This window comes from Salinimicrobium sediminilitoris, from assembly GCF_020866905.1.
Taxonomy (GTDB): domain Bacteria; phylum Bacteroidota; class Bacteroidia; order Flavobacteriales; family Flavobacteriaceae; genus Salinimicrobium; species Salinimicrobium sediminilitoris.
Genome location: NZ_JAIVCC010000002.1, coordinates 325,715 through 351,263, shown reverse-complemented (window position 1 = coordinate 351,263; position 25,549 = coordinate 325,715). Strand labels below are relative to the sequence as shown.

The window sequence follows — 25,549 nt, the reverse complement described above, 5'->3', positions numbered from 1 at the left end:
GCTCAATTTGTTCTTGAATCGAGATTCCTTGCTTGCTTGCTCAGCGGATTGTCCTGCGGACAATCACGCCCGCCAGCTCGCACAGTTTTTATACGAGACGTTGTGCTTAATGTAAAAAAAAGAAAAATAAATGATGCTATCAGAACATAACAGGAATACATTGATGTTATTTCTTCAGCAAAAAATTGAAGAAAAAGCAGAAAATATTGTTGATCAATTAGAAAAGGGAGAAATGACAGATTCTCTGACTTATCCACCAAATGGGGGTTTGACCGAAGAGGAAAATTTATCATTACAAAATTTAAAAAACGACCCGACTTTTAAAAGTGCGCTTAGAAAGATATTAGCTGACAATTCAGCAGGAGTTCTATTTGAATTACTTAATATAATTGATGGAACAACTGACCCTGACGAAGAATTAGGTGAATGGACTGAAATCAGTCTTGTGGATAAAACCGACGAAATAGCAGAAAATGCGGAAATGCTGCACGACGAGTTATATTCAAAATATTGGGACTGGAAAGAAATAAGTACTGACAAGAAATGATAGCTGGACCAGGATGACGAATAAACACTAAGCACAACAACATATAAAAACAATGCTTAAATCAGTCTCGAATCGAAAGTCCTCGCTCGCTTGCAACGCCTGATTGTCCTGCGGACAATCACGCTCGCCCGCTCGCACTTTTTTTATACGGGACGTTGCCAACAATATGAAAAAACTTCTTTATATAATTTCTCTGGTTCTGATCTCATCCTGTGGCTCAAAAAAGAGCACCTCAAATTCTGTAGCGGACGAAAAATTCAAACTTTGCTCAGAGATTAAATATAATAGACTAGTAACTGATTACGGACCTATTGAAGGCAAACCGATTTATAAGCAGAACATTCACAGTCTGTTTGAAAATTTACTCCTACGGGAAAAATATTTAAATGAGGTGAGCAAGACAGGATATAGAGATTTATTAAAAAAGGTGAGTCAAAATAAAATAGAAGGCGATATCCTAGGGAAGTTTAAAGAAGATCTTGAATTTGATCCGTATATGCTTTTTCCAACCAATTCCTTTCTATCCTGTTATGGATATTTATTCGAACAACTCAACATCCTAGATGAGTCTGATCACTCTATTTGGCAATACAAGTTCGCACTTGCTTACAATAAATTTGAAGCTTATGGGAATCTAAAATCTGACAGTAATTATCTTCTGGATGCATTAAATAAGATACCGGAGAAGGAATTTGAAAAAATAATGTATCGGAAACTATTTTTGGACTTGATATTTATGGAATTGAACTAAAAAATACTGTTGGCAACAATGTATAAAAACAATGCTTAAACCTGTCTCGATTCGAAAGTCTGTGCGTGCTTGCTGCGTCTGATTTTCCTGCGGAAAATCACGCCGAAATCGCCGCACTGTTTTTATACGAGACGTTGGCAGCAAGCTAAAAAATCATATGATACAAATATTCTCAACCGACAACATTCCCTCTGACTTTCTGGAAGCACTTAGGCTGTCTATGAATTATGGTTTTGTAACAAAACAGGAAATTTGGAATTGGGCTATGGAATCAATCGAAAAATCGGACACCTATGATCCTATTCTCTTGGAACTTATAAGTGGAAGCGAAGCGGACGCCAGACAAATAGATTATGCTATTAAGATGAGAACCCAAGGCGAGAACCAAAACAAAGCCTTCAGAATTCTTGTAAGTTTTATTAGTCGAAATCTATTTGCAGGAAAAATTTCTACAAAAGAGGCTGCACGTGATTTACATAAAATCTGTATGGAATTAAAAATAGATGAAACAGATTGGGAAGCTCTGTATCTTTTTGATAATGACTTATATTTAGCAGATTCTCAAATTATTGGGGATACAGGGCAAATTGAAGCGGATTTGAAACGGACAATTGAGCCATATAAAAAGCTGAGATTTGATAATTATGAAGATTGGAAAATTATCAATCGAGAAATTGATGAACGGATAAAGCCAGCTGCCAACAATGAATAACACAAATTGCGGAATACCTGTCAAAAATGACATTTTTGACTACCTTTTAAAATAGTGTTTAACGGACAGTTTTGTCTGTCCATCCCGCAACTTGCGTTATTCGGGACGTTGTGCAACATTACAATAAACAGTATCATAAGAATATTAAGATGATATTCACTACAAAACTAAATTAAAAATGATCCTTCAAAAGCCATCGCTTTTTGTCTTTGCATTTCTAACGTTGATAGGTTGTAAGCCAGATCAACAAAAAGCCCCGAATCAAAATGAGATCTACCAGATAACAGGAAATGTTACCGGTTTCACCGAAGGTACTAAGTTTTACCTTTATAGCCTTGAAACCAATGCTAATGTCGACAGCGCTCTGGTCAAGAACAACGAGTTTCGTATGGAGGGTCATATTGTCAATCCTCCCACCTTATTCTGGTTAAGAGCAACTGATGGTGAGGACTACGTCTATACACCTCTACTCATCGGAAATGATGATTTAGAATTAAGTGCTAACAAAAAGGATTTTGCTTGGAACGTGAAAACTCTGGGTTCTACTATTGACGCCAATTATCGTAAATCGATGGATATCACAAAAGAACTTAATATCAGAAGAGACTCACTTATATTTGGTTACCACGCCTTGCCTGTTGCACAAAAAGAGGCAACGAGAGAGAGATTTATGGAAAGTGTCGGCAACATTGATAGCGTCACAAGGAACAAAACGATTAAATACATCAAAGAGAACAATGACAATTATGCCAGTATTCTTAATCTTACATTTTTAAAGGATGAAATTCCAAGGGATTCGGTGGAACTAATATTTAACGACTACACAGATGAGCTAAAGCAAAGCAAGTTCGGAAGAATAATTAAAATATATTTAGAGTCCAATCATATAGCAAAAGGCGATCCGTACCTCAATTTTGAGGGAATAAAAAAGTCCGGTGAAAAATCGAGTTTAGCGGGCCTAAAGGAAGATAACAAGTTCCTTTTAATTAATTTCACTTCCGCCTATTGTGGATTTTGCATTAGAGCTACAGATGAACTTAAGGCGATTTATAACCAACACCAGAAATCTCTTAATATTGTGGACTTCTCTGCTGATCCGCAGAAGAAGGATTGGTTGCATTCTATTGAGCGCGATGGAAATCAATGGCCAAGCTTGTGGGATGGTCAGGGGAGGTACAGTGAAAGTGCCATTCGCTATAATTTTTCAGTTACACCAACCTTCCTGCTCATTAGTCCTGATGGTAAAATAGTTGATCGCTGGGTAGGTTATAAAGAAGGAGAACTTGAAAAAGGCTTAGAAAAATACTTATAAACTCCTGAATAGGAAAACGTTGCACAACAGCATATAAAAACAATGCTCAAATCTGTCTCAAATCGAAAGTCCATGCTCGCTTGCAACGCCTGATTGTCCTGCGGACAATCAAGCTCGCCAGCTCGCACTGTTTTTATACGGGACGTTGTGAAAAACACCGCTGACTAACGTAGCGCGGGAAAATTAAAAACCGACTCAAATAAAACGGACCGCGAAAATGCCATTTTTGGAAAAAAAGAAAATTAAGTTTTAAAAGAAGAACTGCGACGGATTATACACTCAGACGGAGAAAAAAGAACCGGTAAAAATATCATTTTTGAGAGGTAAGAAAATCATAGTTTCGGATTGAAATACAACGGACTTTCTTACTCAAGCGGAGAAAAAAATTGGACGCAAAACTGCCTTTTTTGAGAGGTAAGAAAATAAAAACTTTAAAAGCAAAACGCAGCGGATTGAAAAGCGAAGCGGCTTACTCGGGCGGGCGGTGCATTTCACAACAACGTATAAAAACAATGCTTAAATTAGTCTCGATTCGAAGCTCCGTGCTCGCTTGCAGCGCCTGATTGTCCTGCGGACAATCAAGCTTGCCAGCAAGCACTGTTTTTATACGGGACGTTGTACAAAATGCCGCGGACTGAAAATATAAGAGCGAATTTTCAGAAGTGAAATTAAAAAAAAAGAAGATTTGAAAATGCCATTTTTGAGAGGTAAGTAAAATTAACTTTTAAATTAAAGATCAGCGGATTTTAACTCTAACGGATTTAATTAAAAAAAACGAATTTCATCAGATTATTCAGCGGAATTACCACTCAGACCGAGGAACCTTGTTCTGAAATAAACAAGAAATATCTAATTTCAATTGAATGATTGGCCTTACTCAGTCGTAATCAGATAAAAATCAAAATTTGAAGAAGTCGAAAATTATTATCTCAACCAGGAGAATAAAAAATAATATAAAAACGGCTTACTCAGATGTGCGGCACATTTGTACAACAATGGTTAACAAAAATGGCTTTTTTGAAGGATAATTTCCTACTTTTAATTCCATAAGAAAGAAATCGTTACGCCGGACAAGTGGAACTTCCCTACTCGCCACTTTCGTTAACCGGGACGTTGGCATACATTAAAACCATTTAAAACTTAACCATTATGAAAAAATTCATCTTTCTATTAATGACCTTGAGCTATTTGATTAGCTGTTCAACCACAACAGATACTGATTCCACGGATCAAATTGTCGGAGAATGGGTCTGGATTGAATCTTCGGGCGGACTTGCTGGTACAACCGAGACGCCAGAATCGACTCAAAAAGAAGTTACGTTACATATATCCAACAACTCCATTAAACAATATGTAAATGGAACCTTAGAATCTGACCGACCCTACAATATTGAAAGAAGAGAAAGTGTCATTTATGGAGATACAAGAGAAATGATCGTCTATGACAACGGATTTAGACAAATCTTTTCTACTACAGGAAATCAGCTGATTCTAATTGGCGACTGCAATGATTGTTTCCAAGCGGAGTACGTAAGAAAATAAACGTATGCCAACAGCATATAAAAGCAATGCTCAAACCTGTCTCAATTCGAGAGTCCGTGCTCGCTTGCAACGCCTAACTGTCCTGCGGACAATCACGCCCGCCAGCTGCACTGTTTTTATATGAGACGTTACCAAAAATGGCTCCCAGAAAATATCAGATCAAACAATTTTATAAAATGGCAAATACTAAAAACACTCCGAAAAATCATTTTAGTAAAAAAGAAATTTTTTCAGTTGGGCTAAGCTTCCTTTTTTTCTATTCGATTTTTTCAAATTGGGATTTAATAAAAAGCTGGATTTCGGACTTGTTTTAAAAGAGGGCTAAGATTCGGTCGGACAGGGAAGCGGACATTTTGATCCGGCCATAAAAACGATTGCAAAAGCCTTTTTACTCAAACGCGTCGCCAAATTTGGTAACAACGTATAAAAAAAATGCTCAAACCTGTCTCAATTCGAAACTCCGTGCTCGCTTGCTGCGCCTGATTGTCCTGCGGACAATCAAGCTCGCCAGCTCGCACTATTTTTTATACGGGACGTTGCCAAACACACTGCTGACAAACAACACGCGGAGCAAAGTAAAACCAAACTCAAACTAAACGGATCTTTAAAACATCATTTTTTTGGAAGGAAAGAAAAATGAGTTCTCCAGGAAAAATGGTGACGGATTACTTACTCGGACGGAAAAAAAAGAAGCGTAAAAAATGTCATTTTTGAGAGGTGAGAAAAATTGAGTTTGAAAGAATAATTTCCAACGGATTTTCTCACTCGGGCGGAGAAAAAAAGAAGTGTAAAAAATATCATTTTTGGGAGGTGAGGAAAATTGAGTTTTAAAGAAAAAATTACAGCGGACTTTTTCACTCAAACGGAGAAAAAAGTTTGGCGTTAAAATACCATTTTTGAGAGGTAAGAAAATTAGAATTTAAAAAAGTAACGGAGCGGATTTAAAAGCGAAGCGGCTCACTCGGGCGGGCAGTGCATTTGGCAACAATGTATAAAAACAATGCTATCTTAGAGTCGATTCGAAAGTCAGTGCTCGCTTGCAGCGCCTGATTGTCCTGCGGACAATCACGCTCGCTAACTCGCACTATTTTTTATACGGGACGTTGCACACAATTCGATGAAATTCTGTTTTAGAAAGCTTCTTGTGTTACTATTTCCCATTCTTTCTTATGGGCAGACTTCCATTGAAATTAAATTTAAATGGAAACCAGCCGAATCTGACATTCAAAGGTTTGATAAAGCAGTTATGCTCATACCTATCAAATTCGAGTCGGACACTACATCATACTATTTACAATTCGACACAGGTGCCACTCATTCTTATCTTTATAGCAATCGTCTTGATTTGGAATATCCAGACGATAAAGTATTTAAAACTTCAATAGGACAGATTAATTTTAGAGACAATAAGTCTATTAAAGCAACGGACGAAAAGAATGCTCCTATTGGTACTTTAGGAGCTGATTTTTTGCAAGGAAAAATAGTCCAAATTAATTTTGTTGACGAAATAATAAGGATTGGAGCTACTTACCATCCTACGGATTTTATAATTAAGCCTTTACTCACTTTGAATGGCCGCCCTGTCCTAAAATTAAATGTCAATGGTAAGGAGCAAAACTTGCTTTATGATACTGGCTCAAGTTTGTTTGGCATTTGGACCAAAAAGAAAGACTGGAAAAAATTAAGAGAGAAATCTGACCCAATAAAATCCTTTCCTATTTCTTCCTGGGGAAAAATCAACAAAGGATTTCACAGTAGTTTTGACAAAGCAATACCTCAGATCTGGAATGACTCAACAGATGATACAGATTTACAAATCTGGTATGTTGATAACAGAAACTATAGAAGATTTTTTCGCAAGAATGACCTTTTCGGTATACTTGGAAATCAATTATTTTTAAACAAAGAAATAGTAATAGATTACAGCGAAGGACTGTTTGGGATTAGAACTGTGTGCAACAATGAATAACACAAATTGCGGAATAACTGTTAAAAATGACATTTTTGACTATCTTTTAAAATTGAGTTTAACAGACAGTTTTTTCTGTCCATCCCGCAACTTGCGTTATACGAGACGTTGTGGCCAATTAAAACCTGATTTCCTTTCAATTGAAATAAAATGATCTTACTTTTGATAATATCAAATGATAGTATCAAGATGAAACCTCCCTACGAAATTACTCCTAACATTTTAAAGATCATAACTTCTATTGCCGAGAAGTTAGGAGCTATTAATGCGACTTTTTTAAATAAACCCTCTCCTAAATTAAGAAAGGAAAATAAGATTAAAACAATTCATTCTTCATTGAAAATTGAGGGAAATACGCTGACTGAAGAACAAATTACTGCACTCATAGAAAACAAAAGAATCATAGGTCCAAAGAAAGATGTAAAAGAGGTTTTAAACGCCATTGAGATTTACGAACATTTAGGAAAATATGATCCTTTTAATGAAAAATCATTTTTGAGAGCTCATAAAGATCTAATGCAAAACCTGATAAGTGATGCAGGAAAATATAGAAAACAAGGTGTAGGCATTATGAAAGGTTCCGGAGTGGAACATTATGCTCCTCCATATCACAATGTACCTTTCTTGATGAAAGATCTATTCGAATATTTACAGACTTCAGAAGAAATTGAACTGGTTAAAAGCTGTGTGTTTCATTATGAAATGGAGTTTATTCATCCATTTTTAGATGGAAATGGAAGAATGGGCAGACTGTGGCAGACTTTAATTTTAATGCAGAAGTATCCTGTATTTGAATATCTACCTTTCGAGACATTAATAAGTAATGACCAGGACAAATATTATTCTGCCTTATCTGTTAGTGACAAGGCAGGAAATTCAACAGCATTCATTGAATATATGCTTGGGGTAATAAACAGATCATTAGAAGAATTACTCAATTTCACCAATAGAACACTTACTGAGAAAGACCGACTCGAATATTTTTTGTCCTTGAATAAAAGAGAATTCACCAGGAAGGATTATATGGAGGTGTTTAAAGATATTTCTGGAGCAACAGCAAGCAGAGATCTCAAGAAAGGTGTAGAACAAAACTTATTTGAGAAAATCGGAGATAAAAATAAAACTCGGTATAAGATATAACTGGCCACAACAACGGTTAACACAGATCCGGCAAAACAGTCAAAAATCACATTTTTGAGTACCTTTAAAAATAGCAATTAAAAGATCAATCCGTGTTCCCAACTCCGCACTTGCGTTAACCGGGACGTTACCAACAAGCTAAAAAACCAATAGTCATAGATGGCTTTTAAAGAAGTTAAAAAAGAATTAATCGGGATGGACAAATCTGATATCATTAAACTGATTTCAGAGATGTATAAAAAAATTCCAGAAGCAAAAACTTATTTAGATATAATTGCAACTGGAGAAATCACTGAACTTGTACAAAAATATAAAAAAGAAATTGAAAAGTATATATATCCTAGTGGTCGCGCTATGCAGCTGCGTGAAACGCAGGCTCGTAAAATAATAAGAACTGTTCAAAAAATGAAAATCACAGAACTAAATGTAGAATTGGAGCTCCATTATGTAGCTTGTTGTTTGGAGGTGATCGAGGATTTCGGATATTGTGATGAAGGTTATTATATAGCTCTTGGGAAAATTTTCAATAATGCGACGGACGGGATCCGGGAGTTGGGATTCGAAGAAAAATATGAAGAGCGTTTAATTGAAATTACATCCAAGGCAAGTGAATTCGGACTAGAACTATATTACTAATAAAATAAACCAGTTGGTAACAATATATAAAAACATTGCTTAAACCTGCCTCGAATCGAAACTTCGTGCTCGCTTGCAGCGCCTGATTGTCCTGCGGACAATCAAGCTCGCCGGCTCCACTGTTTTTATACGAGACGTTGCCAACAATACAAAACTACCAGAACAAATAAAAAATTCAGGAAAGAATGCAAAATAGAATTTCCATAATATCAGATGAACTTCATATTGAAGAAAAGGAAAAGATAACTTCCCACTGGTTAAGATTTCTCTTTGTTGTTTTAGGAATACAAGCCGGTGTTTACTGGTATAAATTTTTTGAAAATCAGCAAAATTATGATCTCTTCATAGCAATATTTATAACCATACTTGTAACCATTTTTATTGCCAGAGAAATATTCTTTCGGACTTATAGAAATGTAATTAAGCTAAAAGAAATCAGGAATGTTTCAATTGAGAAAATCACCTTCGAAAAAGAAAAAGTTTACTTGAATATCAAATTGAAAATAAAAAGCCGTGTAATTCTGACTAATAAGAATCAAGCTGTGGAGATCAAAAATGATATAGAATCCGCGAAAAAAAGTACTGTTGGCAACAACATATAAAAACAATGCTAAAACCTGTCTTGAATCGAAAGTCCGTGCTCGTTTACAACGCCTGATTGTCCTGCGGACAATCAAGCTTGCCAGCAAGCACTGTTTTTATACGGGACGTTGTACGTAAGCCGCAAAAAACTGTAATAAAAAAATCAAAAATGAAATTATCCAAAGTATGTATTTATTTGATAGCCCTTGTTCTAATAAATAGCTGTTCACTCAGCAAAGCCGCTAAACATCTTAAAGAAGGAGAAACAGAACAAGAGGATTATAAGGTTACGTTGCCTTTCAAAATTAAAAATGGGTTTATAATTGTCCCCGTAGAAATAGAAAATAAGAATTATAACTTTCTTTTAGATACAGGTTCACCCACACTTGTATCAAAAGAACTTGCTGCGAGTTTAAATCTAAAAGCTATCGATTCGGCAAAAGCCGGTGATGTATATAATGATAAACTACAAAATAAATATACCAGACTAAAATCCGTTAAAATTGGAACTATAGATTTTACTGGAACAACCGCTTTAATAAATGATTTTAATGCTGTATCAGTATGGTCTTCTTTGAATATTGACGGATTTATAGGGGCTAATCTAATGCAACACGCTATTTGGGATATTGACTTTAGAAAACAACAAATAACAATAACCGATAATGAATCAAAACTAGAAATACCTGAAGATATAATTGAAAACAAGTTGTTTATCGGTGTAGCAGGAATACCTGCTATTGCTTGTAAATTGAATGATAAGAAAGTCTGGAATTTCACTGTTGATTTAGGGTATAACGGAGGTATAGTCGTACCGTTTTCTGAATTTGAAAAGCAAACAGAAAATGGTGAAATTTTAGACTTCAAGAAATCTAATACAAAGGGTGTTACTGGAATTTACGGAGGACAGAACACAACCAGAGAATCTTATATCGGAATTATTGATGAAATTGAATTTGGGAATTCAACTCTAGAAAATGTAAGAGTGTACTCAGAGCAATATTTAGAAAAAAGGTTTGGTTCAGATTTTTTTAAAGATTATCGCATTATCCTAAATTGGAATAGTAAAAAAATAAAGTTGATAGAAAACACAAATTCTTAGTAAGGCCTACGCACACCACGTATTCAAACAATGCTCAAATCAGGTCCCAAATCGAAAGTTCGTGCTCGCATGCAACGCTTGATTGTTCTGCGAACAATCAAGCTCACCAGCTCGCATACGAGACGTTAGCTACCATCTAACCAAAAACCCAAAAATGAAAAAACATTAAAAGTAGTCGGAGTAGTAATTCTGATTTTAATCTTATTGACAGCTGGTGCAGGATTCTATTTCTATAAAACTGACCCAATGGTTAAAGCCATAGTAGACAATGATGAATCTAAGCTTTATTATTTTCCAGTAAAGGAAATGGAAGATATGAATGATTTAAAATATTCTGAGACCATTCTTAGAGTCGAAGATTCCCTGAAAATTTACTCATACTACTTTCAGGCAGCAACAGAAGAACCAAAAGGGGATATATTTTTCATTCACGGTGCCGGTGGAAATGTAAGTAAGTATAAAGTCTTGATTAAGCCTCTTGTGGAGAATGGATATGGAGTATATGCAGTGGACTGGCGAGGTTACGGCAATTCGACTGGTAAACCAGGTTATAAAGGAGTACTGAAAGATACAGAAGTTGCATTCGCCGACTTTAAAAATAAAACGGAGTCTGATAGTTTAAAAATGATAATTTACGGCACCTCTCTTGGTGGGCAATTAGCTGTCAAAATAACAAAAGATAACGAGAATTATGTAGATGCGCTCGTTTTGGATGGAAGTATCCAGTCTGCTCAACAAATGGCAATTGATTATGCCCCAGTGGACTTTTTGAAAGAGAAAGCGAGGAAAAATCCCGAGAATTTTAATCAGGATTATGTGGCTATTCGCGACATTAAAGAAATTTCCAATACGCCAAAACTAATTATTCACAGCCAGTCGGATCGTGATGTTTCGTTCATACAAGGAGAAAATTTGTATGAAGCAGCTAAAGAACCGAAAGAATTTTGGATAACGGACACAAAACATATAATGACTTTAAAGGAACATCCTAACGAAGCTATTCAAAGGATTGATGAACTAATAATGTAGCTAAAACTGTATAAAAACAATGATTAAATTAGTTTCAATTAAAAACATCATGCTAGTTAGTTTAGCGGATCGTCCTGCTGACAATCAGGCCCCACAGTTCACACTGTTTTTATTCGAGACGTTGGTATACATATGAAAAAAATACTGATCATATTATTTTTAGTTCTGTTTTTATCCTGTAGTTCTAAGGAAAATTTAGAAGGAACCTGGATTGGAGCTTATTCCTATTCGACTAATTCCGACTCCAAAAAGATGCCAACACGGATCCTCATTACTTTCGAAAAAGATAAATACTTTGCAAAAAGCTTTAAATACGACTATAGATCGGAATCCGACTTTGAAAAGGGAACATATGAATATAATAGGGACACCATTTTCTATAACTCTGACCAGACAAATACTGCCCTTCTTGAAATCATAAGTAAGGATAGTTTGGTTATGAAAGGATTGGAAGGAGCCAATAATACCGTTTATAAAAGACTTGAAGACTCATTAAAGAGTAAATCCGACAATATCAATTTAAAAGGCAAGCGCTTTTTAAGAACATCTTTAAATTATAGTGATACCCTGAATTTCACAAATGATAGTATAATCATCAAGAGTTGGGAAAATAATAGGACATTGGAAATACATTGGGAAAGAATTAGCCATAACGGCTTTGAAATTCTTTTTTTGGACTTGGATATCCCATATATTATTAGGAAGGGAAGAGATGGAACAATAAAACTGACCGGTCTACATAAAAATAGGTATGAGTTAGAACTTAGAGAATTGAAATAATACGTATGCAACATTGTATAAAAACAATACTTAAACCAGTTTCAAATCGATCCCGATAGCTATCGGGACCTTGCTCGCTTGTCTTTAAAGGACCGTCGACCATTAATTAGATGGCCTCTTCAGATAAAGATAAATTAGGGATGAGATTTAAGAACTGCTCGATTTCTATTTTAATACTTCATAGAATACCTTCTACAGCTACCTCCTCGCAACCTAATTCTGCCGATGAAATTCTTTTCCAGGAATTAAAATTGTAGAACTAATGCCTTAATTTAGCATCTCATAACTTTTCTCCATAAGCTGTTCTCCAAAATATAATTAATTATGAATACAGATCCATCCTCTTCGGTAACAGCACGCACAATTGGGTTTTTTGGTGCGTTAGGTATTGGGGTGGGAGCGATGGTAGGGGGTGGAATTCTGGCCCTGGCGGGAGTAGCTTTTGCCGTGAGCGGCCCTTCGGCGATACTGGCCTTTGCGCTTAATGGATTGATCGCCTTTATTACTGCCCTTAGTTTTGCTGAAATGGCTTCGGCGAATCCGCAGTCTGGGGGTACCTATACTTATGCCAAAAAAGCTTTATCTCTTCAGGTTGCATTTGGGGTGGGGTGGATCGTCTGGTTTGCTTCCCTCGTGGCCGCAGTTCTGTATGCTCTTGGATTTGGGGCCTTTGCGGTGTTTGCTCTTCAGCAAATTCCTTCAGATGGGCTCAGTAGTATCCTTAAGTTTGGAATGCTGCCGGTTTTGTTAGCTTTGGGTGCTATAGGATACTTCGCGTTTAGTCTTACCAGAGGTTCCGGCGATGGCGGCGCAGTCATTAATATTGGAAAACTCGCAGTGTTCGCAGTACTCATAGCCGGCGGACTCGCTGTTTTTGTGCAAACGCCTTTTAGTCAAATCACTCAAAGCCTCGATCCCTTTTTCTCAGATGGTTTTAGCGGAGTGATAGCAGCGATGGGTTATACCTTTATCGCTCTTCAGGGGTTTGATTTAATTGGTTCTGCCGCCGGAGAAATTAAAACTCCCGAAAAAGTAATTCCCAAAGCGATGATGTGGACACTTGCAGTAGGTCTTTTAATATACCTGCCCTTGCTTTTTCTAATGTCGACAGTAGGGGTGCAGCCGGGAGAGTCAATAACAGAGTTGAGTAGGCAGGATCCCGAAACCGTTTTGGCTGTTGCTGCACAAAATTATCTTGGAGCCTTTGGGTTCTGGCTGGTTCTGGTAGCGGGAATATTTTCAATGTTATCGGCTTTACAGGCTAACCTCTTTGCCGCTTCACGAATCTCCCTGAGTATGGCAAGAGATCGTACTTTAAACCATCACCTCTCGAATATCAATAAGAAATTTGGAACACCGGTAACATCAATATTTGTTACATGTGGAATTGTAGCTTTTCTGGTTCTGATCCTGCCAGATTTGGCGGCGGCTGGTGCGGCTTCCAGTTTAATCTTTCTTATCACTTTTGCACTTGCGCATCTTATCATGATCCTGATGCGAAATCGTGGATATAAAGAGAGTAAAACATTCCGGGCGCCTTTTTTTCCGGGCCTTCCCATTGTGGGAATAATCACATGTCTGGGACTTGCAGTATTTCAGGCCATTGTAGTGCCGGCTGCCGGAATCATTGCAATAATATGGCTTCTCATTGGAGCAGTTCTTTTTGTCTCCTTTTTTGTAAAAAAAGCCCGGGCTATTGAAGCCTCAGAACATGCCCTGGATCCCGATCTTGTGCGGTTAAGAGGTTTAAGCCCTCTCGTGCTGCTCCCAATCTCCAATCCGGCGAATGCAGAATCCATGGTTTTCCTTGCGAATGCCCTGGCACCTCCGGTAATAGGAAGAATTTTGCTGCATTCGATCGTTATTCCAAGTACAGAAAAGGATGATCTTGAGAAACGTCTTTTGTCAAGCAGGGATGTCACCCAGTATGCACTTAGAGCCTCTTTTGAAGCAGGGTTACGACCGGAAACTCTTACTACCATTGCCGAACATCCATGGGAAGAGATTGAACGGGTTATCAAAATTCACAATTGCAGCAGTTTATTAATGGGTTTGAGTGATCTAAATGACTTTCAAACTAATCAAAATCTTGAAAAACTGGTAAAACATACGAAGGCAGATGTTGTTGTGTTCCGGCAGCCTTACAGCGGATGGAAAATTACTGCAGCAAAAAAAGTCCTTATTCCGGTAGCCGGTTTTGAAAGTCATGACCCTCTGCGGGCACGAGTTGCTGCCAGCCTGTGGCGTACTTCCCAGCCCGAAATTACGTTTATTCAAATTCTGCCTGTGAATACACCACAAGAAACACGCGAAAAAAATAATTTAAGGCTTTCTCGTTTTGCAGGGCGTATAATCCCGGGAAGGACCGAAGTGCGTATCCTCACTAGTGATGATGTGGCATCAGAACTAATCACCCAGGCTGCCGGGCATGATCTGGTAATCATGGGATTGGGGAAAGCCGGCAAAAATCAAAAAGCATTTGGACACCTGGCTCTCACTCTGGCGGAAAAAACAGATACGGCATTGATCTTTATAAGTCAGAAATAAGAGATTTTTTGTCTCAACCTCTTTATAGAAGGATCACCTTGCTCGTTTGAAATTCATATTAAATAGCGTGTACTTAGTACATATCTCTTAAAACCTGAATGAAATTGTATTCAGTTATTAATTGAGAACCGGGGAAATAATCCCGTTAGTAAGACATTTTGCCACCAATTCTGCGGTATTTGTACAACCGCTTTTTTGAAGAATATTTCTTCTATGGGTTTTAATTGTATGATGTGAGAGATTAAGTTCTTCTGCGATTTGTTCCGCATTAAATCCTTTGGATAAACTAATCACGATTTGTTTTTCTCTTTCGGTGAGGAGCTCCGAAAAATCATTTCCACCGCCATCACAGTCCCCGGGATCAAATCTTCCATTGGAAATATCAATGTTGTAATAACATTTCCCGCCATTGAGATGAATAAAGGAAACTACATTGGTACTGGTCATCTTGAGGTGAGAAACATCTGTTTGTATACATAAAACATGCTCTGGGGTCCCATTTTCTAATACACTCAATGGAAATGCCTGGTACAACATGGTCCTTGTTTTTCCGCCTGCATCTCTCATCCGGTAAGAAAACATATTTTTATAATTCAGCACATCTTCTTTATCTAAAAAAGAGGTGTAGAAATCACTTATCACCCTGCTTTTAAGGTTAATGATTTCAATTTCTACAGGAAGAACCGTTTGCAGCAGGTCCTTTAGCTCAATATCCTTAACATCCTTACCTACAAAACCCTTTGCCGAATCTGAAATATATTCCAGTTTAAAATTATGAAGATTCACAATATATAAATAGGAGTTTCCAGGAGCGAATATGGCGGCATACCGTTTAAAGTCTTCAGAAATTTCGAAAGGACGATACTCTTTTACCTGTTGGGAATATATCTCATTCCAGTAATCTGAGATCATTTTAAATTTCTTTTGCATGTAGGGAATATTAGATGATAAATATAGGAATTATCAAAACCCTGAAAAATTTGCATCAATTTTTTAAAACCCTTTACAAGATTATTAATCTGAATTAAAAAACCTTCAGGAAATCCTGAAGGTTTTGGGTCAATTATTTCTTTGAAGTAATTGAAAATTGATCACTTGAATGTTTTTACCCCTAGTAAAACATTCCGGAAGCATCTTCCTTGTGAATCAAAACTATTACTACAGTCCATAATTTGATGATGCTAAGATATTGACAAAAAGGCTTTCAAAAAATACCACAAAAAGGGTAATTTTTTGAACGGGAATCGAAAATCAATTTAGAAGTGAAACTTACATATCTGGAATTATATAATACTGAACCATAAGTGTATAAATCCAAAATAACACAGTTTCTGTTCGCCAAATCCCGGGAAATTTACAGTGATGAAATTCCCAATGGTTTTTGGACTTTTCCATAAATTGCCTCCGGACACGAGATTTTTAAACATTAAAGCCTATTATCTAATGGCGAGATCCAAAAAGATGACGGCACGTGCAGTCATTAAACCCTGAAAAAATTAATTTTAAAGAAAATAAAAAATATGGGTCACGACCATTCTCATGATACTTCCGGAAAGAACTTAAAACTGGCTTTTTTTCTCAATCTTGGTTTTACAATTCTTGAATTTATTGGAGGTATCTACGTTAACAGTGTTGCCATAGTTTCCGATGCTGTCCACGATCTGGGGGACAGCTTGTCCCTTGGTACTTCCTGGTACCTGGATAAGAAAAGTAAACAGGAATCAAGTTCTACTTTTTCTTTTGGATATCGAAGGTTCTCTCTTTTGGGAGCCTTGATCAATAGTCTTGTGTTAATAGGAGGTTCCATTTATGTAATTTATGAAGCTGTAGGAAGGCTGTTTGAACCCGAACATTCCGATGCAGATGGAATGATCATTTTTGCCATTATAGGTGTCGCTGTGAACGGTTATGCAGCCTACAAGTTGAGTGGCGGGAAAACGATGAATGAAAAAGTTGTTTCATGGCATCTACTCGAAGATGTTCTGGGCTGGGTAGCGGTACTTGTGGTAGCCATAATTCTTAAGTTTGAGGATATACATTACCTCGATCCTGCGCTTTCCCTGTTGATCACCATGTATATTTTATGGAACGTGGTAAAGCGCCTTAAAGAGACCCTGTTCATTTTTCTACAGGGGGTCCCTAAGGAAATCGATCTTGAGGAAATCAAAAGAAGACTTCTGAAAATTGATAAAGTGGACTCTATGCATCATACTCATGTTTGGTCCCTGGAAGGAGAACATCATGTGTTTACTGCTCATATTAAGCTGAAGTACATCACGGAATTCAGGGAAATCCTCGCAGCTAAGAGAGCAGTAAAGGATATCCTGAAAGAATATTCATTTGAACACTACACCATCGAAACCGAGCTGGATAATGAAACCTGTGAACTCACGCATGATTAAGAAAACCAGATTCGGGTTTGTTCTATGAAACCTGAGCCAGTGCTTACACTAAATCTTATAACTTAAAGAGCTGCTCTATATTAGTTAGTGGAGGAGTAGTTGCAGGTAGCTAGTCCTTTAGTTCGATCCAAACAGGTGCGTGGTCGCTGGATTTTTCCCAGCCCCTCACATCTTTATCCACACCTGCAGCTTTCAGCCTGTCGCTTAGGTGTGGACTTAAGAGAAAATGGTCAATTCGGTGTCCGGCATTTCTTCCGTAGGCATTTCTAAAGTAATCCCAGAAAGTATAGATGGTCTCTTCAGGATAAAGTTTTCTTATGGCATCTGTCCATCCCTGCGCGACCAGGTGGTGAAATGCTTCCCTTACTTCAGGTCTAAAAAGGGCATCATCCACCCATCTTTCAGGCTTATACACATCTTTTTCGGTAGGCATGACATTGTAATCTCCGGTAAGGACAACAGGAACATTGTGATCCAGCAGCTCTTTTGCCCTTTTGGAAAAGCGCGCAAACCAACGCATCTTATATTCGAATTTTGGTCCTGGAGCAGGATTGCCATTTGGCATATATAGGCAACCGATTACTGTATCATTTATAACTGCTTCTATGTAGCGACTTTGTTCATCTTCGGGTTCCCCTTCAAGTCCCCGGCTCATTTCCTGTATTTCAATATTTTCTTTTGCCAGGATGGCCACTCCATTCCAGCGTTTTTGACCGTGCCATATAGCTTTATATCCTGCTTCTTCAATCTCCGACTTCGGAATTTTTTCATCCGGTGACTTTAATTCCTGAAGGCAGACTACATCTGGTTTAGATTCTTTTAGCCACCTAAGCACTACTGGAAGCCTAGCGTTTATTCCATTTACATTGTAAGTGGCTATTTTCATTGCAGGGGTTCAAGCTTAAGGATAAGGCCATTGTCCTCATCTGTAAGTACCCATAGGTTACCGTCGGGTCCCTGTTCCACATCCCTTATTCTTTCACTCAGCGGAATGCGTTCTACTTCTTCTGCCTGTCCATTGTTCACCTGTACTCTAACAAGACCGGAAGATGTAAGTCCCCCTATAAACATGCTTCCTTTCCATTCGGGAAAGCTGTCTCCATTGTAAAAGGCCATTCCCGATGGAGAAATTGTTGGTGTCCATACGATTTCGGCATCAGTAAACTCCGGTCGGGTAGTGGGATCGGGAATTTTGCTGCCATCGTAATTGTCACCCCAGCTCACGACGGGCCATCCATAATTGTTTCCGGCTTCGGCAATCTGTAGTTCATCTCCACCCAAAGGACCAAATTCGGCTACCCAAAGTTTCCCTGTTTCTGGATGAAGGGCTGCACTTTCTATATTTCTATGCCCGTAGGACCAAATCTCGTCCAGGGCATTGGGATTGTCAAATGTGGGATTGGCTTCAGAAGCAGTTCCATCCTCTTTCAGCCGTACTACAGTTCCAAGATGACTGGAAAGATCCTGTGCCGGTTCAAATTTAAATCTTTCGGCAAGGGTGAGGAAAATATCATTTTCGGGAGTAAAGACTATGCGCCCGCCAAAATGATTGGGGCCTTCCACCGCCGGTTCCATTTTAAATATCGTTTCAAAACCCTCCAGCCGTTCATTCTGCAGTTTACCTCTTCCCAATGCAGTAGTGGCAGTTCCATTTGGTCCTGGTTCAGAAAAGGAAACGTAGACCATCTGATTCTGTTCGAAATTAGGATGAAGCGCAATATCCAGCATTCCTCCCTGGCCTTGTGAGAAAACTTCAGGTGTACCTTCTAATGGCCCTGAGACAATTGAATCCTTCAGGATACGAATAGTTCCTGCACGCTCGGTGAAAATTAGTCTTCCGTCGGGTAGAAATGCCATTCCCCATGGGTGATTCAGGCCTTCAGCTACTTTTATTATTTTTACATCGCCGGCATCTGTCTTTACGGTACCCTTGATATTTTGAGCTACCGCAGCGAGGCTGAATAGTAACATTATAAAAATAGCTATTCCGGTTTTTTGAAATTTGGGGAGATCAAATGTGATTTCCCTGATTTGTATTTTCTTCTTCATGACATATTTTTTTACTTACCTAAGATATAAAGAGTTGGTAGTCATGCCAAAAGGCTTAGTAAACACTTAACAGGGGATGTTTAAGTTTTCAGAATATTTCGATGTAAAAATTGCATTGCAGAAGTTTTCACTGGGGAAAAATTGATTTTTGTAAAAAGCGTTGCATGATGTAACTTTAAGTTTCAAGTTCTACTAATTCATTAGGTGTACTCGATTATATATGAGATATATGTCAGTTCAGGACTAATACACTAAGCTGAAACATAGAGAGAAATGAGTTGTCTTAAATAAGGAGAGAGTGGAAAAAAGAGATCCAAAAATGTCATTTTAAACTCTTAAATTTTAAGATTATTGTTTGGTTAGAGGGATTTGCAGGGAAAAAGAAGTTTCTTTCTCCGTTGAATTCACCTCGAGAACACCCTTATGTGCTTTAGCAATTTCCGAAGCTATATAGAGGCCCAAACCAAGACCTTTGGTATTACTTCCTTTAGGATCCCTGTAAAAAGGTTCAAAAAGATGGACCTGGGAATTCTCAGGGATCTTATCACCTTTATTGGAAACGTTTAATTCAAAATGATGATCTGTGGTTGATGCCTTCACTCTAATAGGAGCATCCGGTGAACCATGTTGATTGGCATTGCTCAATAAATTAGCGAACAGTTGACCAATCCTGTCCTTATCGCAGAATACTTCCTCTCGAAGTGTTGCATCAAAAAGAATATCCCTTTTTGGTGCACTAACTTTTACTTCTTTTATTACCTGTTCCAGTATCTGGGTTAATTTTCCATTATTGGCTTTCTTTTCAAGGACAATACCTTCCCCCAACTTTCCTTTTGCGAAATCCAGCACGTTTTCTATTAACGTCTGCATCCTGAAAGATGTAGACTTAATCATAGCAGCCTGTCTTTTGGTAAAATCTTCTTTAGACATCTTAAGCAGGATGTCTGCACTCATACGCATCGTGGCTATGGGGTTCTTTAAATCATGACCCAGGATTGCGATGAATTGATCCCTCAATTCTGCAACTTCTCGCTCCTCCTTTAATTTCTCTTCGGCCAACATCATTTTTTCGACAACATCAAGATGAAAGGAAATAAGCTCGGAAAATAGCTGGAACATCCCGGTAATTTCGGGAGTATTGATCTCTTTGGGATTGGGATCTATAGCGCACAGGGTGCCAAAAAATTCCCCGTTTTTCCTGTATACAGGAACCGAAATATAGCTCTGGATCCCGTAGATCTTTGGAGTATGGTGGTCGCAATAGGCTGGATCTTTGGCCACATGATCAATATACACGGCCTTACTGTTCTTATGTACTTCGTGGCAAATTGTAGTTTCCACCTCCAGTTCATCTCCCGGTTTAAGCCCAAAAGAAATAAGGTCTTTTGCCGCACAGGTGATCCAGCGATCATCGGTTACTCTTGCAATAGCAGCAAATCCCATTTTAGTAGATCGACAAATGACATCCAGCAATTGTGGAACGACAGAGATTTGATTAACGGCAGCTACATCGCCTGTAAAATCTTTTTTAATGGTATCGATATGTGAGTGAAATTAATTTTTCTAAAAAACCAAAAGGCAAAATACTAATTTTTAATTTCATCTGGAAACTTTTTTATGTTGCACTATTCAGGAGAATGATAAATGCTACCGGCATAAAATCCTGATAAATCTATTCTGTTTCTATACTTTTTAAAGTCTCAAGAACATTCTGCTCAGTTTTATAAAGCTTTTCCCTGCAAAGCTTTAACAGGAAAGAAGCTCGTTTTACCCTTGCATCCAGTTCATCTATGCCAATTTCGGCATTTTCCATCTCCAGGACTATTTGTTGTAATTCTGCAAAAGCCTCGGTATAAGTCAGTTTTGTTCCCATTATTTGCTGTTGATATTTTTAATTTCTGCGGAAGCTTTTCCTGAGAGGAATTCGGTTTCTACCAGGTCTCCTTCGGCCAGTACAGCGGCATCTTTAACGACTTTCCCGTCCTTTCTGGTGATGCTGAAACCTCTTTTCAGGATATTTTTTGGCGATAGATGTTCGACTGAAGTAGCTATGTTCTTTAATGCTGTAGTTTCCTGCTGAAACATATTCTTTGTTTCCATTGCGATGATGCGTCCAAAGTTGAAATGCTTATTATTTTCCCGGTCAATAACCTTGGTGGCCAGGAACCTGAAGGAACTTGAAACCCGCTCCAGCTGAGTTTCCTGCCTCTCAAAAAGGAGGTTTGCGCCCAAAGATATTTTCTGAATATTTTCCTTTAACGGTTGTGAAAAATTATGGAATTCCTGAAGTAGGAATTCTGCTATTTTAGTTGGAGTGATAAAGCTTTTAAAGCTCACCAGCTCACTAACGGTCTCGTTGGTGGAATGCCCTATTCCGGTTAAAACCGGAAGCGGAAATTGAGCGACTTCTTTCGCCAGATTATAGTTGTCATAGCAGCTCAAGCCAATCTCGCCACCGCCCCCACGAATTATGGCCACAGCATCAAAAATCCTTTTATGCTTTTTGATCCTTTTAAGCTGTGCAGTGATGGTTGAAACCGCCCGCTCCCCCTGCAGGATCGCCGGGAAAAGTTTGCAGTGGAACTGGTATCCCCACGGATTGTTTTCTATGACATTTAAAAAATCCTGATATCCCTTGCTGCTGTTCACCGAAATAATGGCGATGGTTTTTGGCAACTTCGGAAGAAGCAGCTTCTTATTGGCTCCAAAAATGCCTTCAGCAGTCAGTTTTTTTATAGCTGCGGCACGCTGTTTCGCCAGTTCTCCCAGTGTATATTCGGGATCTATGTCGAGGATATTGAGGGCAATGCCATAAACCGAATGAAAGGTGACCGTCGCCTGGACCACCACCGTCATATCGTCCCTTAGATCTTCATTCAAAACATTCCTGAACTTTTCATTAATAAGCTCAAAATTGGCTTTCCAAATATTTCCGCGTAACTCAGCCACAATCTTCCCATCCCTTTTTTCCACAAGATCTGGATAGCAATGGCCGGTTTGAGGATAATGATTGAGTTTTACAATTTCAGCTTTTACCCACACCACCTTACTGCAATACCGGTTGATCACATTCTCAATGGCTTCGGTAAGTTTAGATAAAGGAAAAATTTGTTTGGTGGACATAGCTTGATCTTCCTAGCTAAGATATTGCAAAATATGAACCCGAAAAACAAATGCTCCAAAAATGACATTTTTGATGCTTCTTTTTCCATCGGTATTACTTTGGTTGATCTGTAGATGTTGTTTTACTATTGGCTGAATAAGATTAACCTTAGTGTTTTCGCTATTTTTGAAGGAAATTGAAATTATAGATTATGAGTAAAATGTCCCCGCGGCTGTTTGAGCCATTGAAAATAAAGTCCATTCAAATTAAGAACCGCATTGGAGTTTCTCCCATGTGTATGTATAGCAGCAAGGACGGTTTTGCTAACAACTGGCACCTGGTGCACCTGGGAACACGTGCTACAGGAGGAGCAGGCCTTGTAATTTCTGAAGCTGCCGCAGTTTCACCCGAAGCCCGTATCACCCCCGATGATCTTGGAATATGGAAAGATGCACACGTTGAAAAACTGAAGGAAATAATTGCATTTTTGGAAGGGCAGGGGAGTGTGCCGGGAATTCAACTTGCACATGCAGGTAGGAAAGCATCCACGACCAATCCCTGGAAAGGCGGGAAGTTCCTTTTTGAAGAGGAGGGAGGATGGCAACCGGTTGCGCCTTCGGCTATTCCATTTTACGAAGAAAACCCCGCACCAAAAGAACTTGATTCTGCCGGTATCGAAAAAGTTATTTTCGATTTTAGAGAGGCTTCAAAAAGAGCACTTTCGGCAGGTTTTAAAGTTGTGGAAATTCATGCCGCTCACGGCTATTTATTACATGAATTTCTTTCTCCCCTAAGTAACCACAGGAAAGATGAATATGGCGGTTCCTTTGAAAACCGCAGCAGGCTTCTTCTTGAGGTGACAAGGGCTGTAAGGGAGGTATGGCCGGAGAATTTGCCTTTATTTGTAAGGATTTCGGCTACAGACTGGGCTGCAGGAGGCTGGAACGACAAAGAGTCGGTTGAACTGGCTAAACTTCTTAAAGTGGAAGGTGTAGATTTGATAGACTGTTCTTCGGGCGGACTCGTACCCAACGTAAGCATTCCGGTTCAAAAGAAATACCAGGTGCCTTTTTCAGAAAAACTAAAATCTGAAGCAGACATTTTAACCGCTGCTGTTGGTTTGATAACCACCCCCAGGGAAGCCGAGGAAGTGCTGGAAAAAGAGCAGGCCGATATTATTCTTTTAGGTAGAGAAATGCTTAGAAATCCCTACTTCCCTCTAGAAGCCGCTGCCGAATTAGATGCCGCTGTTGATTGGCCTAACCAGTATCTACGGGCAAAGCAAAAATAATTGGAGTCTAAGGTTTCTTGAAAATCATGAAAAAACCACGGAGCTGTTGCGCCGTGGTTTTTTTATCTTTTGATATATTGGTGCTATAGAATAATCCAGTCCACAAGGGAACCTACAATTGCTATGATAATAGCCAGCCAAAGGGATGGCATAAATCCATGGGTTTTAAAACCAGTACTCAGTTTATCGGCCAGTTCAATGATGATCGCATATGCCACGATCCTGGTGATAAAACCAAGGCCGAGGAAGTAAAAGATTCCGAGAGTGGCAATATTGAGAACCACGGTGAGGATCCAGCTTAAAAAGAAGCTCAACACTCCAATTAAAAGCGCAACAAGAATAGCTGTTTTCCAGCCTTTTAGTTCTACTTTGGGTAACATTTTTGCTGCGATCAAAAGTACAGCAGCATCAATAATGACATGTATGAGCCAGTCAAGCATAGTGGTTGGTTTTTATAGTTAGTCTTAGGAATTACTTATTTTTTCTGCCTTTTTATTCAAATCATTAATGTTGGTGTCGTAAGGAATTTCCTTTAGCACTTTGGCAAGATGCACCATATTGTGCACCATGTGGTAAAGGTTTCGGTTGGTGAAAAAATGTTCATCTCCCTTCGCCTCGATATAAGCGGGCCCTGGTCCTGCCTTTCCAACGTAATAACTAAAAGCGTTTACCGGAATAGTAAAACCGTGTTCAGAAAGATCAAAACAGATACTTGAAATGGCTTTTTTAGCGCCATCTTCATTTCCATCTACCATTACTCCTCCAACTTTATTAAAAGTGGGATAACGACCTGTATCTTCATCGGCTTCCTCCCAGATGCCGTCAAATCTTTCGGCTACAAGTTTAGCGACTGCACTTCTGTCTCCCCTCCAAATAGGAGTAGCGATGATCATGATATCACTTTCCTTTACTTTTTGGAGGATATTTGGCCAGTCGTCCCCTTTGCCTTCGTCTGAAGAATTTCCGAATTTTACATTGTGATCTACTACCCTTACTTCTTCGGTTTCAACATCCAGCCCGGCAAATATTTTCTGGGCCTGCCCTATGAAGGCTGCGGTATTTGAAGTTTCGGGTGATTTTTTGAGTGTACAGTTTAAAAAGATTGCTTTTAAAGCCATTTTTATATTTTATCTAAGGTTAGTAGCGCCGTCCATTTGATGTTTAAGGTTCAAACTTCCTTTTGGTTCTTTTTTTAGTTTTGATGGAACTTCATCTCCCACAGGTCCTTTTCCAATGGTAATTCCGCCATCGACAGAATAGACTGCACCTGTGATATAAGAAGCTTCATTTGATGCCAGGAAGAGGTAAACATTCGCAATCTCTTCCGGAGTACCACGACGACCTAAAGGAGTGGCACTCATCATTTGCTTTTCCATTTTTTTGGTTATGTCACTGATCTCTTTGTGTGTCCAGGCTGTGTCTATAGGGCCTGGAGCAAGGCAGTTCACTCTTATTCCATTTTTCGCCTGCTCTGCTGCGACTCCTTTCATAAAGGCGTGCATAAAGCCTTTCGTACCTCCATATGGAGAAACATTAGGGATTCCAATTTTCCCGGCTTCTGAACCTGCAGAAACTATGCAACCTCTATATTTTTTGAGATGTGGAACCGCATATTTGGTCATCAAAAATGCCGTTCTAAGGTTATTTTTCAGAAGGTTGTCAAAAGCTTCGGTAGAGAATTCATCTATAGTATTTGCTTCAGGATAAACTCCGGCGTTATTTATTAAAATGTCGATACGGCCGAAGTGCTTAATGGCTGTTTCGATTGCTTCTTTCGCATTTTCTTCAGAAGATATATCGGCAGAAAAACCAATAGCTTTAGCTTTGGACTTTTTCAAATCACTTATCACATCCTTTACTGGGTCCTGGGGCATTCCCACTACCAGAACGCTAGCGCCTTCGGCTGCGAATTTTTTGGAAATTGCCTCCCCAATTCCTGTTGCGCCACCGGTAACTATCGCTACTTTGTTTTCAAGTCTTTTCATCTTCATTTCGTTTTTAAGTATTAATAAAATGGGGGGCAAAAAATGCCTTTTTCTAAGATAATTTCTTTTT

At 38.6% G+C, this 25,549-nt stretch carries 24 protein-coding genes; 15 read left to right on the top strand and 9 right to left on the bottom strand.

All coding sequences use genetic code 11. The features are described 5' to 3' along the window. Positions 1–130 precede the first annotated feature (130 nt). The 13 genes from LA313_RS03285 (at position 131) to LA313_RS03225 (ending at position 14,649) form a co-directional block, all read left to right on the top strand. Positions 131–547 (top strand): hypothetical protein, encoded by a 417-nt coding sequence (locus tag LA313_RS03285; protein WP_228913187.1) that lies wholly within the window; start codon positions 131–133, stop codon positions 545–547. A gap of 166 nt (positions 548–713) precedes the next feature. Beyond that, positions 714–1,298, top strand: a complete 585-nt coding sequence (locus tag LA313_RS03280; protein WP_228913186.1) for a hypothetical protein — start codon at positions 714–716, stop codon at positions 1,296–1,298. A gap of 157 nt (positions 1,299–1,455) precedes the next feature. After that, positions 1,456–2,010, top strand: coding sequence for a hypothetical protein (locus LA313_RS03275; protein ID WP_228913185.1), 555 nt, complete (start codon positions 1,456–1,458; stop codon positions 2,008–2,010). 178 nt (positions 2,011–2,188) lie between these two features. Beyond that, complete coding sequence (locus tag LA313_RS03270) at positions 2,189–3,322, top strand: TlpA disulfide reductase family protein (RefSeq protein ID WP_228913184.1); 1,134 nt, start codon at positions 2,189–2,191, stop codon at positions 3,320–3,322. Positions 3,323–4,471: 1,149 nt separating this feature from the next. Next, on the top strand, positions 4,472–4,864 hold the full coding sequence (locus tag LA313_RS03265) for a hypothetical protein (RefSeq protein ID WP_228913183.1): 393 nt from the start codon (positions 4,472–4,474) through the stop codon (positions 4,862–4,864). A gap of 1,345 nt (positions 4,865–6,209) precedes the next feature. Further along, positions 6,210–6,833 (top strand): hypothetical protein, encoded by a 624-nt coding sequence (locus tag LA313_RS03260; RefSeq protein WP_228913182.1) that lies wholly within the window; start codon positions 6,210–6,212, stop codon positions 6,831–6,833. 189 nt (positions 6,834–7,022) lie between these two features. Further along, on the top strand, positions 7,023–7,973 hold the full coding sequence (locus LA313_RS03255; RefSeq protein ID WP_228913181.1) for a Fic family protein: 951 nt from the start codon (positions 7,023–7,025) through the stop codon (positions 7,971–7,973). A gap of 159 nt (positions 7,974–8,132) precedes the next feature. Further along, entirely contained in the window at positions 8,133–8,609 is a 477-nt protein-coding gene (locus LA313_RS03250) for a DUF6155 family protein (protein ID WP_228913180.1), read from the top strand. 185 nt (positions 8,610–8,794) lie between these two features. Next, the gene (locus LA313_RS03245; RefSeq protein ID WP_228913179.1) at positions 8,795–9,211 is read left to right on the top strand and encodes a hypothetical protein; all 417 of its coding nucleotides are present in this window, start codon (positions 8,795–8,797) and stop codon (positions 9,209–9,211) included. Between the two features lie 149 nt (positions 9,212–9,360). Then, positions 9,361–10,293: a retropepsin-like aspartic protease gene (locus LA313_RS03240; RefSeq protein WP_228913178.1), complete on the top strand. Its 933-nt coding sequence runs from the start codon at positions 9,361–9,363 to the stop codon at positions 10,291–10,293. 246 nt (positions 10,294–10,539) lie between these two features. After that, complete coding sequence (locus LA313_RS03235) at positions 10,540–11,322, top strand: alpha/beta hydrolase (protein WP_228913177.1); 783 nt, start codon at positions 10,540–10,542, stop codon at positions 11,320–11,322. 132 nt (positions 11,323–11,454) lie between these two features. Next, the gene (locus LA313_RS03230; RefSeq protein ID WP_228913176.1) at positions 11,455–12,102 is read left to right on the top strand and encodes a hypothetical protein; all 648 of its coding nucleotides are present in this window, start codon (positions 11,455–11,457) and stop codon (positions 12,100–12,102) included. A 324-nt stretch (positions 12,103–12,426) separates the two neighbouring features. Further along, positions 12,427–14,649, top strand: a complete 2,223-nt coding sequence (locus LA313_RS03225; protein WP_228913175.1) for an amino acid permease — start codon at positions 12,427–12,429, stop codon at positions 14,647–14,649. A 117-nt stretch (positions 14,650–14,766) separates the two neighbouring features. Here the strand turns inward: LA313_RS03225 and LA313_RS03220 are convergent, their stop codons facing one another. Further along, entirely contained in the window at positions 14,767–15,579 is an 813-nt protein-coding gene (locus tag LA313_RS03220) for a response regulator transcription factor (RefSeq protein WP_228913174.1), read from the bottom strand. Positions 15,580–16,169: 590 nt separating this feature from the next. Here LA313_RS03220 and LA313_RS03215 point away from each other — a divergent pair. Continuing rightward, entirely contained in the window at positions 16,170–17,051 is an 882-nt protein-coding gene (locus LA313_RS03215) for a cation diffusion facilitator family transporter (RefSeq protein ID WP_228913173.1), read from the top strand. Positions 17,052–17,160: 109 nt separating this feature from the next. Here LA313_RS03215 and xth read toward each other — a convergent pair whose 3' ends face one another. The 5 genes from xth to xseA all read right to left on the bottom strand — a co-directional run bounded on the left by xth (position 17,161) and on the right by xseA (position 22,223). After that, a complete protein-coding gene (gene xth, locus LA313_RS03210; RefSeq protein ID WP_228913172.1) occupies positions 17,161–17,937 on the bottom strand; it encodes an exodeoxyribonuclease III in 777 nt (258 codons plus the stop codon). Next, a complete protein-coding gene (locus LA313_RS03205; RefSeq protein WP_228913171.1) occupies positions 17,934–19,100 on the bottom strand; it encodes a PQQ-dependent sugar dehydrogenase in 1,167 nt (388 codons plus the stop codon). The genes xth and LA313_RS03205 overlap by 4 nt, the downstream gene beginning before the upstream one ends. 348 nt (positions 19,101–19,448) lie before the next feature. Continuing rightward, entirely contained in the window at positions 19,449–20,573 is a 1,125-nt protein-coding gene (locus tag LA313_RS03200) for a GAF domain-containing sensor histidine kinase (protein ID WP_255702463.1), read from the bottom strand. Positions 20,574–20,772: 199 nt separating this feature from the next. Then, positions 20,773–20,973, bottom strand: a complete 201-nt coding sequence (gene xseB, locus LA313_RS03195; RefSeq protein ID WP_228913169.1) for an exodeoxyribonuclease VII small subunit — start codon at positions 20,971–20,973, stop codon at positions 20,773–20,775. Continuing rightward, positions 20,973–22,223, bottom strand: coding sequence for an exodeoxyribonuclease VII large subunit (xseA, locus tag LA313_RS03190; protein WP_228913168.1), 1,251 nt, complete (start codon positions 22,221–22,223; stop codon positions 20,973–20,975). Before xseA ends, xseB begins: the two co-directional genes overlap by 1 nt. Before the next feature lie 200 nt (positions 22,224–22,423). On the opposite strand from xseA, the gene LA313_RS03185 reads away from it, so the two are divergent. Continuing rightward, positions 22,424–23,494: an NADH:flavin oxidoreductase/NADH oxidase gene (locus LA313_RS03185; RefSeq protein WP_228913579.1), complete on the top strand. Its 1,071-nt coding sequence runs from the start codon at positions 22,424–22,426 to the stop codon at positions 23,492–23,494. An 83-nt stretch (positions 23,495–23,577) separates the two neighbouring features. On the opposite strand, the gene LA313_RS03180 is transcribed toward LA313_RS03185, so the two are convergent. From LA313_RS03180 to LA313_RS03170, 3 genes are read right to left on the bottom strand one after another with little or no spacing between them, the layout of a single operon-like run. Continuing rightward, positions 23,578–23,934 carry a phage holin family protein gene (locus LA313_RS03180; protein ID WP_228913167.1) on the bottom strand — a complete coding sequence of 119 codons (357 nt, stop codon included), beginning with the start codon at positions 23,932–23,934 and terminating at the stop codon, positions 23,578–23,580. Between the two features lie 24 nt (positions 23,935–23,958). Next, the gene (locus LA313_RS03175; RefSeq protein ID WP_228913166.1) at positions 23,959–24,612 is read right to left on the bottom strand and encodes a flavodoxin family protein; all 654 of its coding nucleotides are present in this window, start codon (positions 24,610–24,612) and stop codon (positions 23,959–23,961) included. Positions 24,613–24,621: 9 nt separating this feature from the next. Further along, complete coding sequence (locus LA313_RS03170) at positions 24,622–25,479, bottom strand: SDR family NAD(P)-dependent oxidoreductase (protein ID WP_228913165.1); 858 nt, start codon at positions 25,477–25,479, stop codon at positions 24,622–24,624. Positions 25,480–25,549: the final 70 nt, after the last annotated feature.

What these genes read in the sequence shown, in the direction of transcription:
- LA313_RS03205 (WP_228913171.1), bottom strand. Translation starts at nt 19,100, where the DNA reads ATGAAGAAGAAAATACAAATCAGGGAAATCACATTTGATCTCCCCAAA.
- LA313_RS03255 (WP_228913181.1), top strand. Translation starts at nt 7,023, where the DNA reads ATGAAACCTCCCTACGAAATTACTCCTAACATTTTAAAGATCATAACT.
- LA313_RS03245 (WP_228913179.1), top strand. Translation starts at nt 8,795, where the DNA reads ATGCAAAATAGAATTTCCATAATATCAGATGAACTTCATATTGAAGAA.
- LA313_RS03250 (WP_228913180.1), top strand. Translation starts at nt 8,133, where the DNA reads ATGGCTTTTAAAGAAGTTAAAAAAGAATTAATCGGGATGGACAAATCT.
- LA313_RS03225 (WP_228913175.1), top strand. Translation starts at nt 12,427, where the DNA reads ATGAATACAGATCCATCCTCTTCGGTAACAGCACGCACAATTGGGTTT.
- LA313_RS03175 (WP_228913166.1), bottom strand. Translation starts at nt 24,612, where the DNA reads ATGGCTTTAAAAGCAATCTTTTTAAACTGTACACTCAAAAAATCACCC.
- LA313_RS03220 (WP_228913174.1), bottom strand. Translation starts at nt 15,579, where the DNA reads ATGCAAAAGAAATTTAAAATGATCTCAGATTACTGGAATGAGATATAT.
- LA313_RS03180 (WP_228913167.1), bottom strand. Translation starts at nt 23,934, where the DNA reads ATGCTTGACTGGCTCATACATGTCATTATTGATGCTGCTGTACTTTTG.
- LA313_RS03240 (WP_228913178.1), top strand. Translation starts at nt 9,361, where the DNA reads ATGAAATTATCCAAAGTATGTATTTATTTGATAGCCCTTGTTCTAATA.
- xth (WP_228913172.1), bottom strand. Translation starts at nt 17,937, where the DNA reads ATGAAAATAGCCACTTACAATGTAAATGGAATAAACGCTAGGCTTCCA.
- xseB (WP_228913169.1), bottom strand. Translation starts at nt 20,973, where the DNA reads ATGGGAACAAAACTGACTTATACCGAGGCTTTTGCAGAATTACAACAA.
- LA313_RS03265 (WP_228913183.1), top strand. Translation starts at nt 4,472, where the DNA reads ATGAAAAAATTCATCTTTCTATTAATGACCTTGAGCTATTTGATTAGC.
- LA313_RS03270 (WP_228913184.1), top strand. Translation starts at nt 2,189, where the DNA reads ATGATCCTTCAAAAGCCATCGCTTTTTGTCTTTGCATTTCTAACGTTG.
- LA313_RS03230 (WP_228913176.1), top strand. Translation starts at nt 11,455, where the DNA reads ATGAAAAAAATACTGATCATATTATTTTTAGTTCTGTTTTTATCCTGT.
- LA313_RS03280 (WP_228913186.1), top strand. Translation starts at nt 714, where the DNA reads ATGAAAAAACTTCTTTATATAATTTCTCTGGTTCTGATCTCATCCTGT.
- LA313_RS03170 (WP_228913165.1), bottom strand. Translation starts at nt 25,479, where the DNA reads ATGAAAAGACTTGAAAACAAAGTAGCGATAGTTACCGGTGGCGCAACA.
- LA313_RS03235 (WP_228913177.1), top strand. Translation starts at nt 10,540, where the DNA reads ATGGTTAAAGCCATAGTAGACAATGATGAATCTAAGCTTTATTATTTT.
- LA313_RS03285 (WP_228913187.1), top strand. Translation starts at nt 131, where the DNA reads ATGATGCTATCAGAACATAACAGGAATACATTGATGTTATTTCTTCAG.
- LA313_RS03215 (WP_228913173.1), top strand. Translation starts at nt 16,170, where the DNA reads ATGGGTCACGACCATTCTCATGATACTTCCGGAAAGAACTTAAAACTG.
- LA313_RS03185 (WP_228913579.1), top strand. Translation starts at nt 22,424, where the DNA reads ATGTCCCCGCGGCTGTTTGAGCCATTGAAAATAAAGTCCATTCAAATT.
- LA313_RS03275 (WP_228913185.1), top strand. Translation starts at nt 1,456, where the DNA reads ATGATACAAATATTCTCAACCGACAACATTCCCTCTGACTTTCTGGAA.
- xseA (WP_228913168.1), bottom strand. Translation starts at nt 22,223, where the DNA reads ATGTCCACCAAACAAATTTTTCCTTTATCTAAACTTACCGAAGCCATT.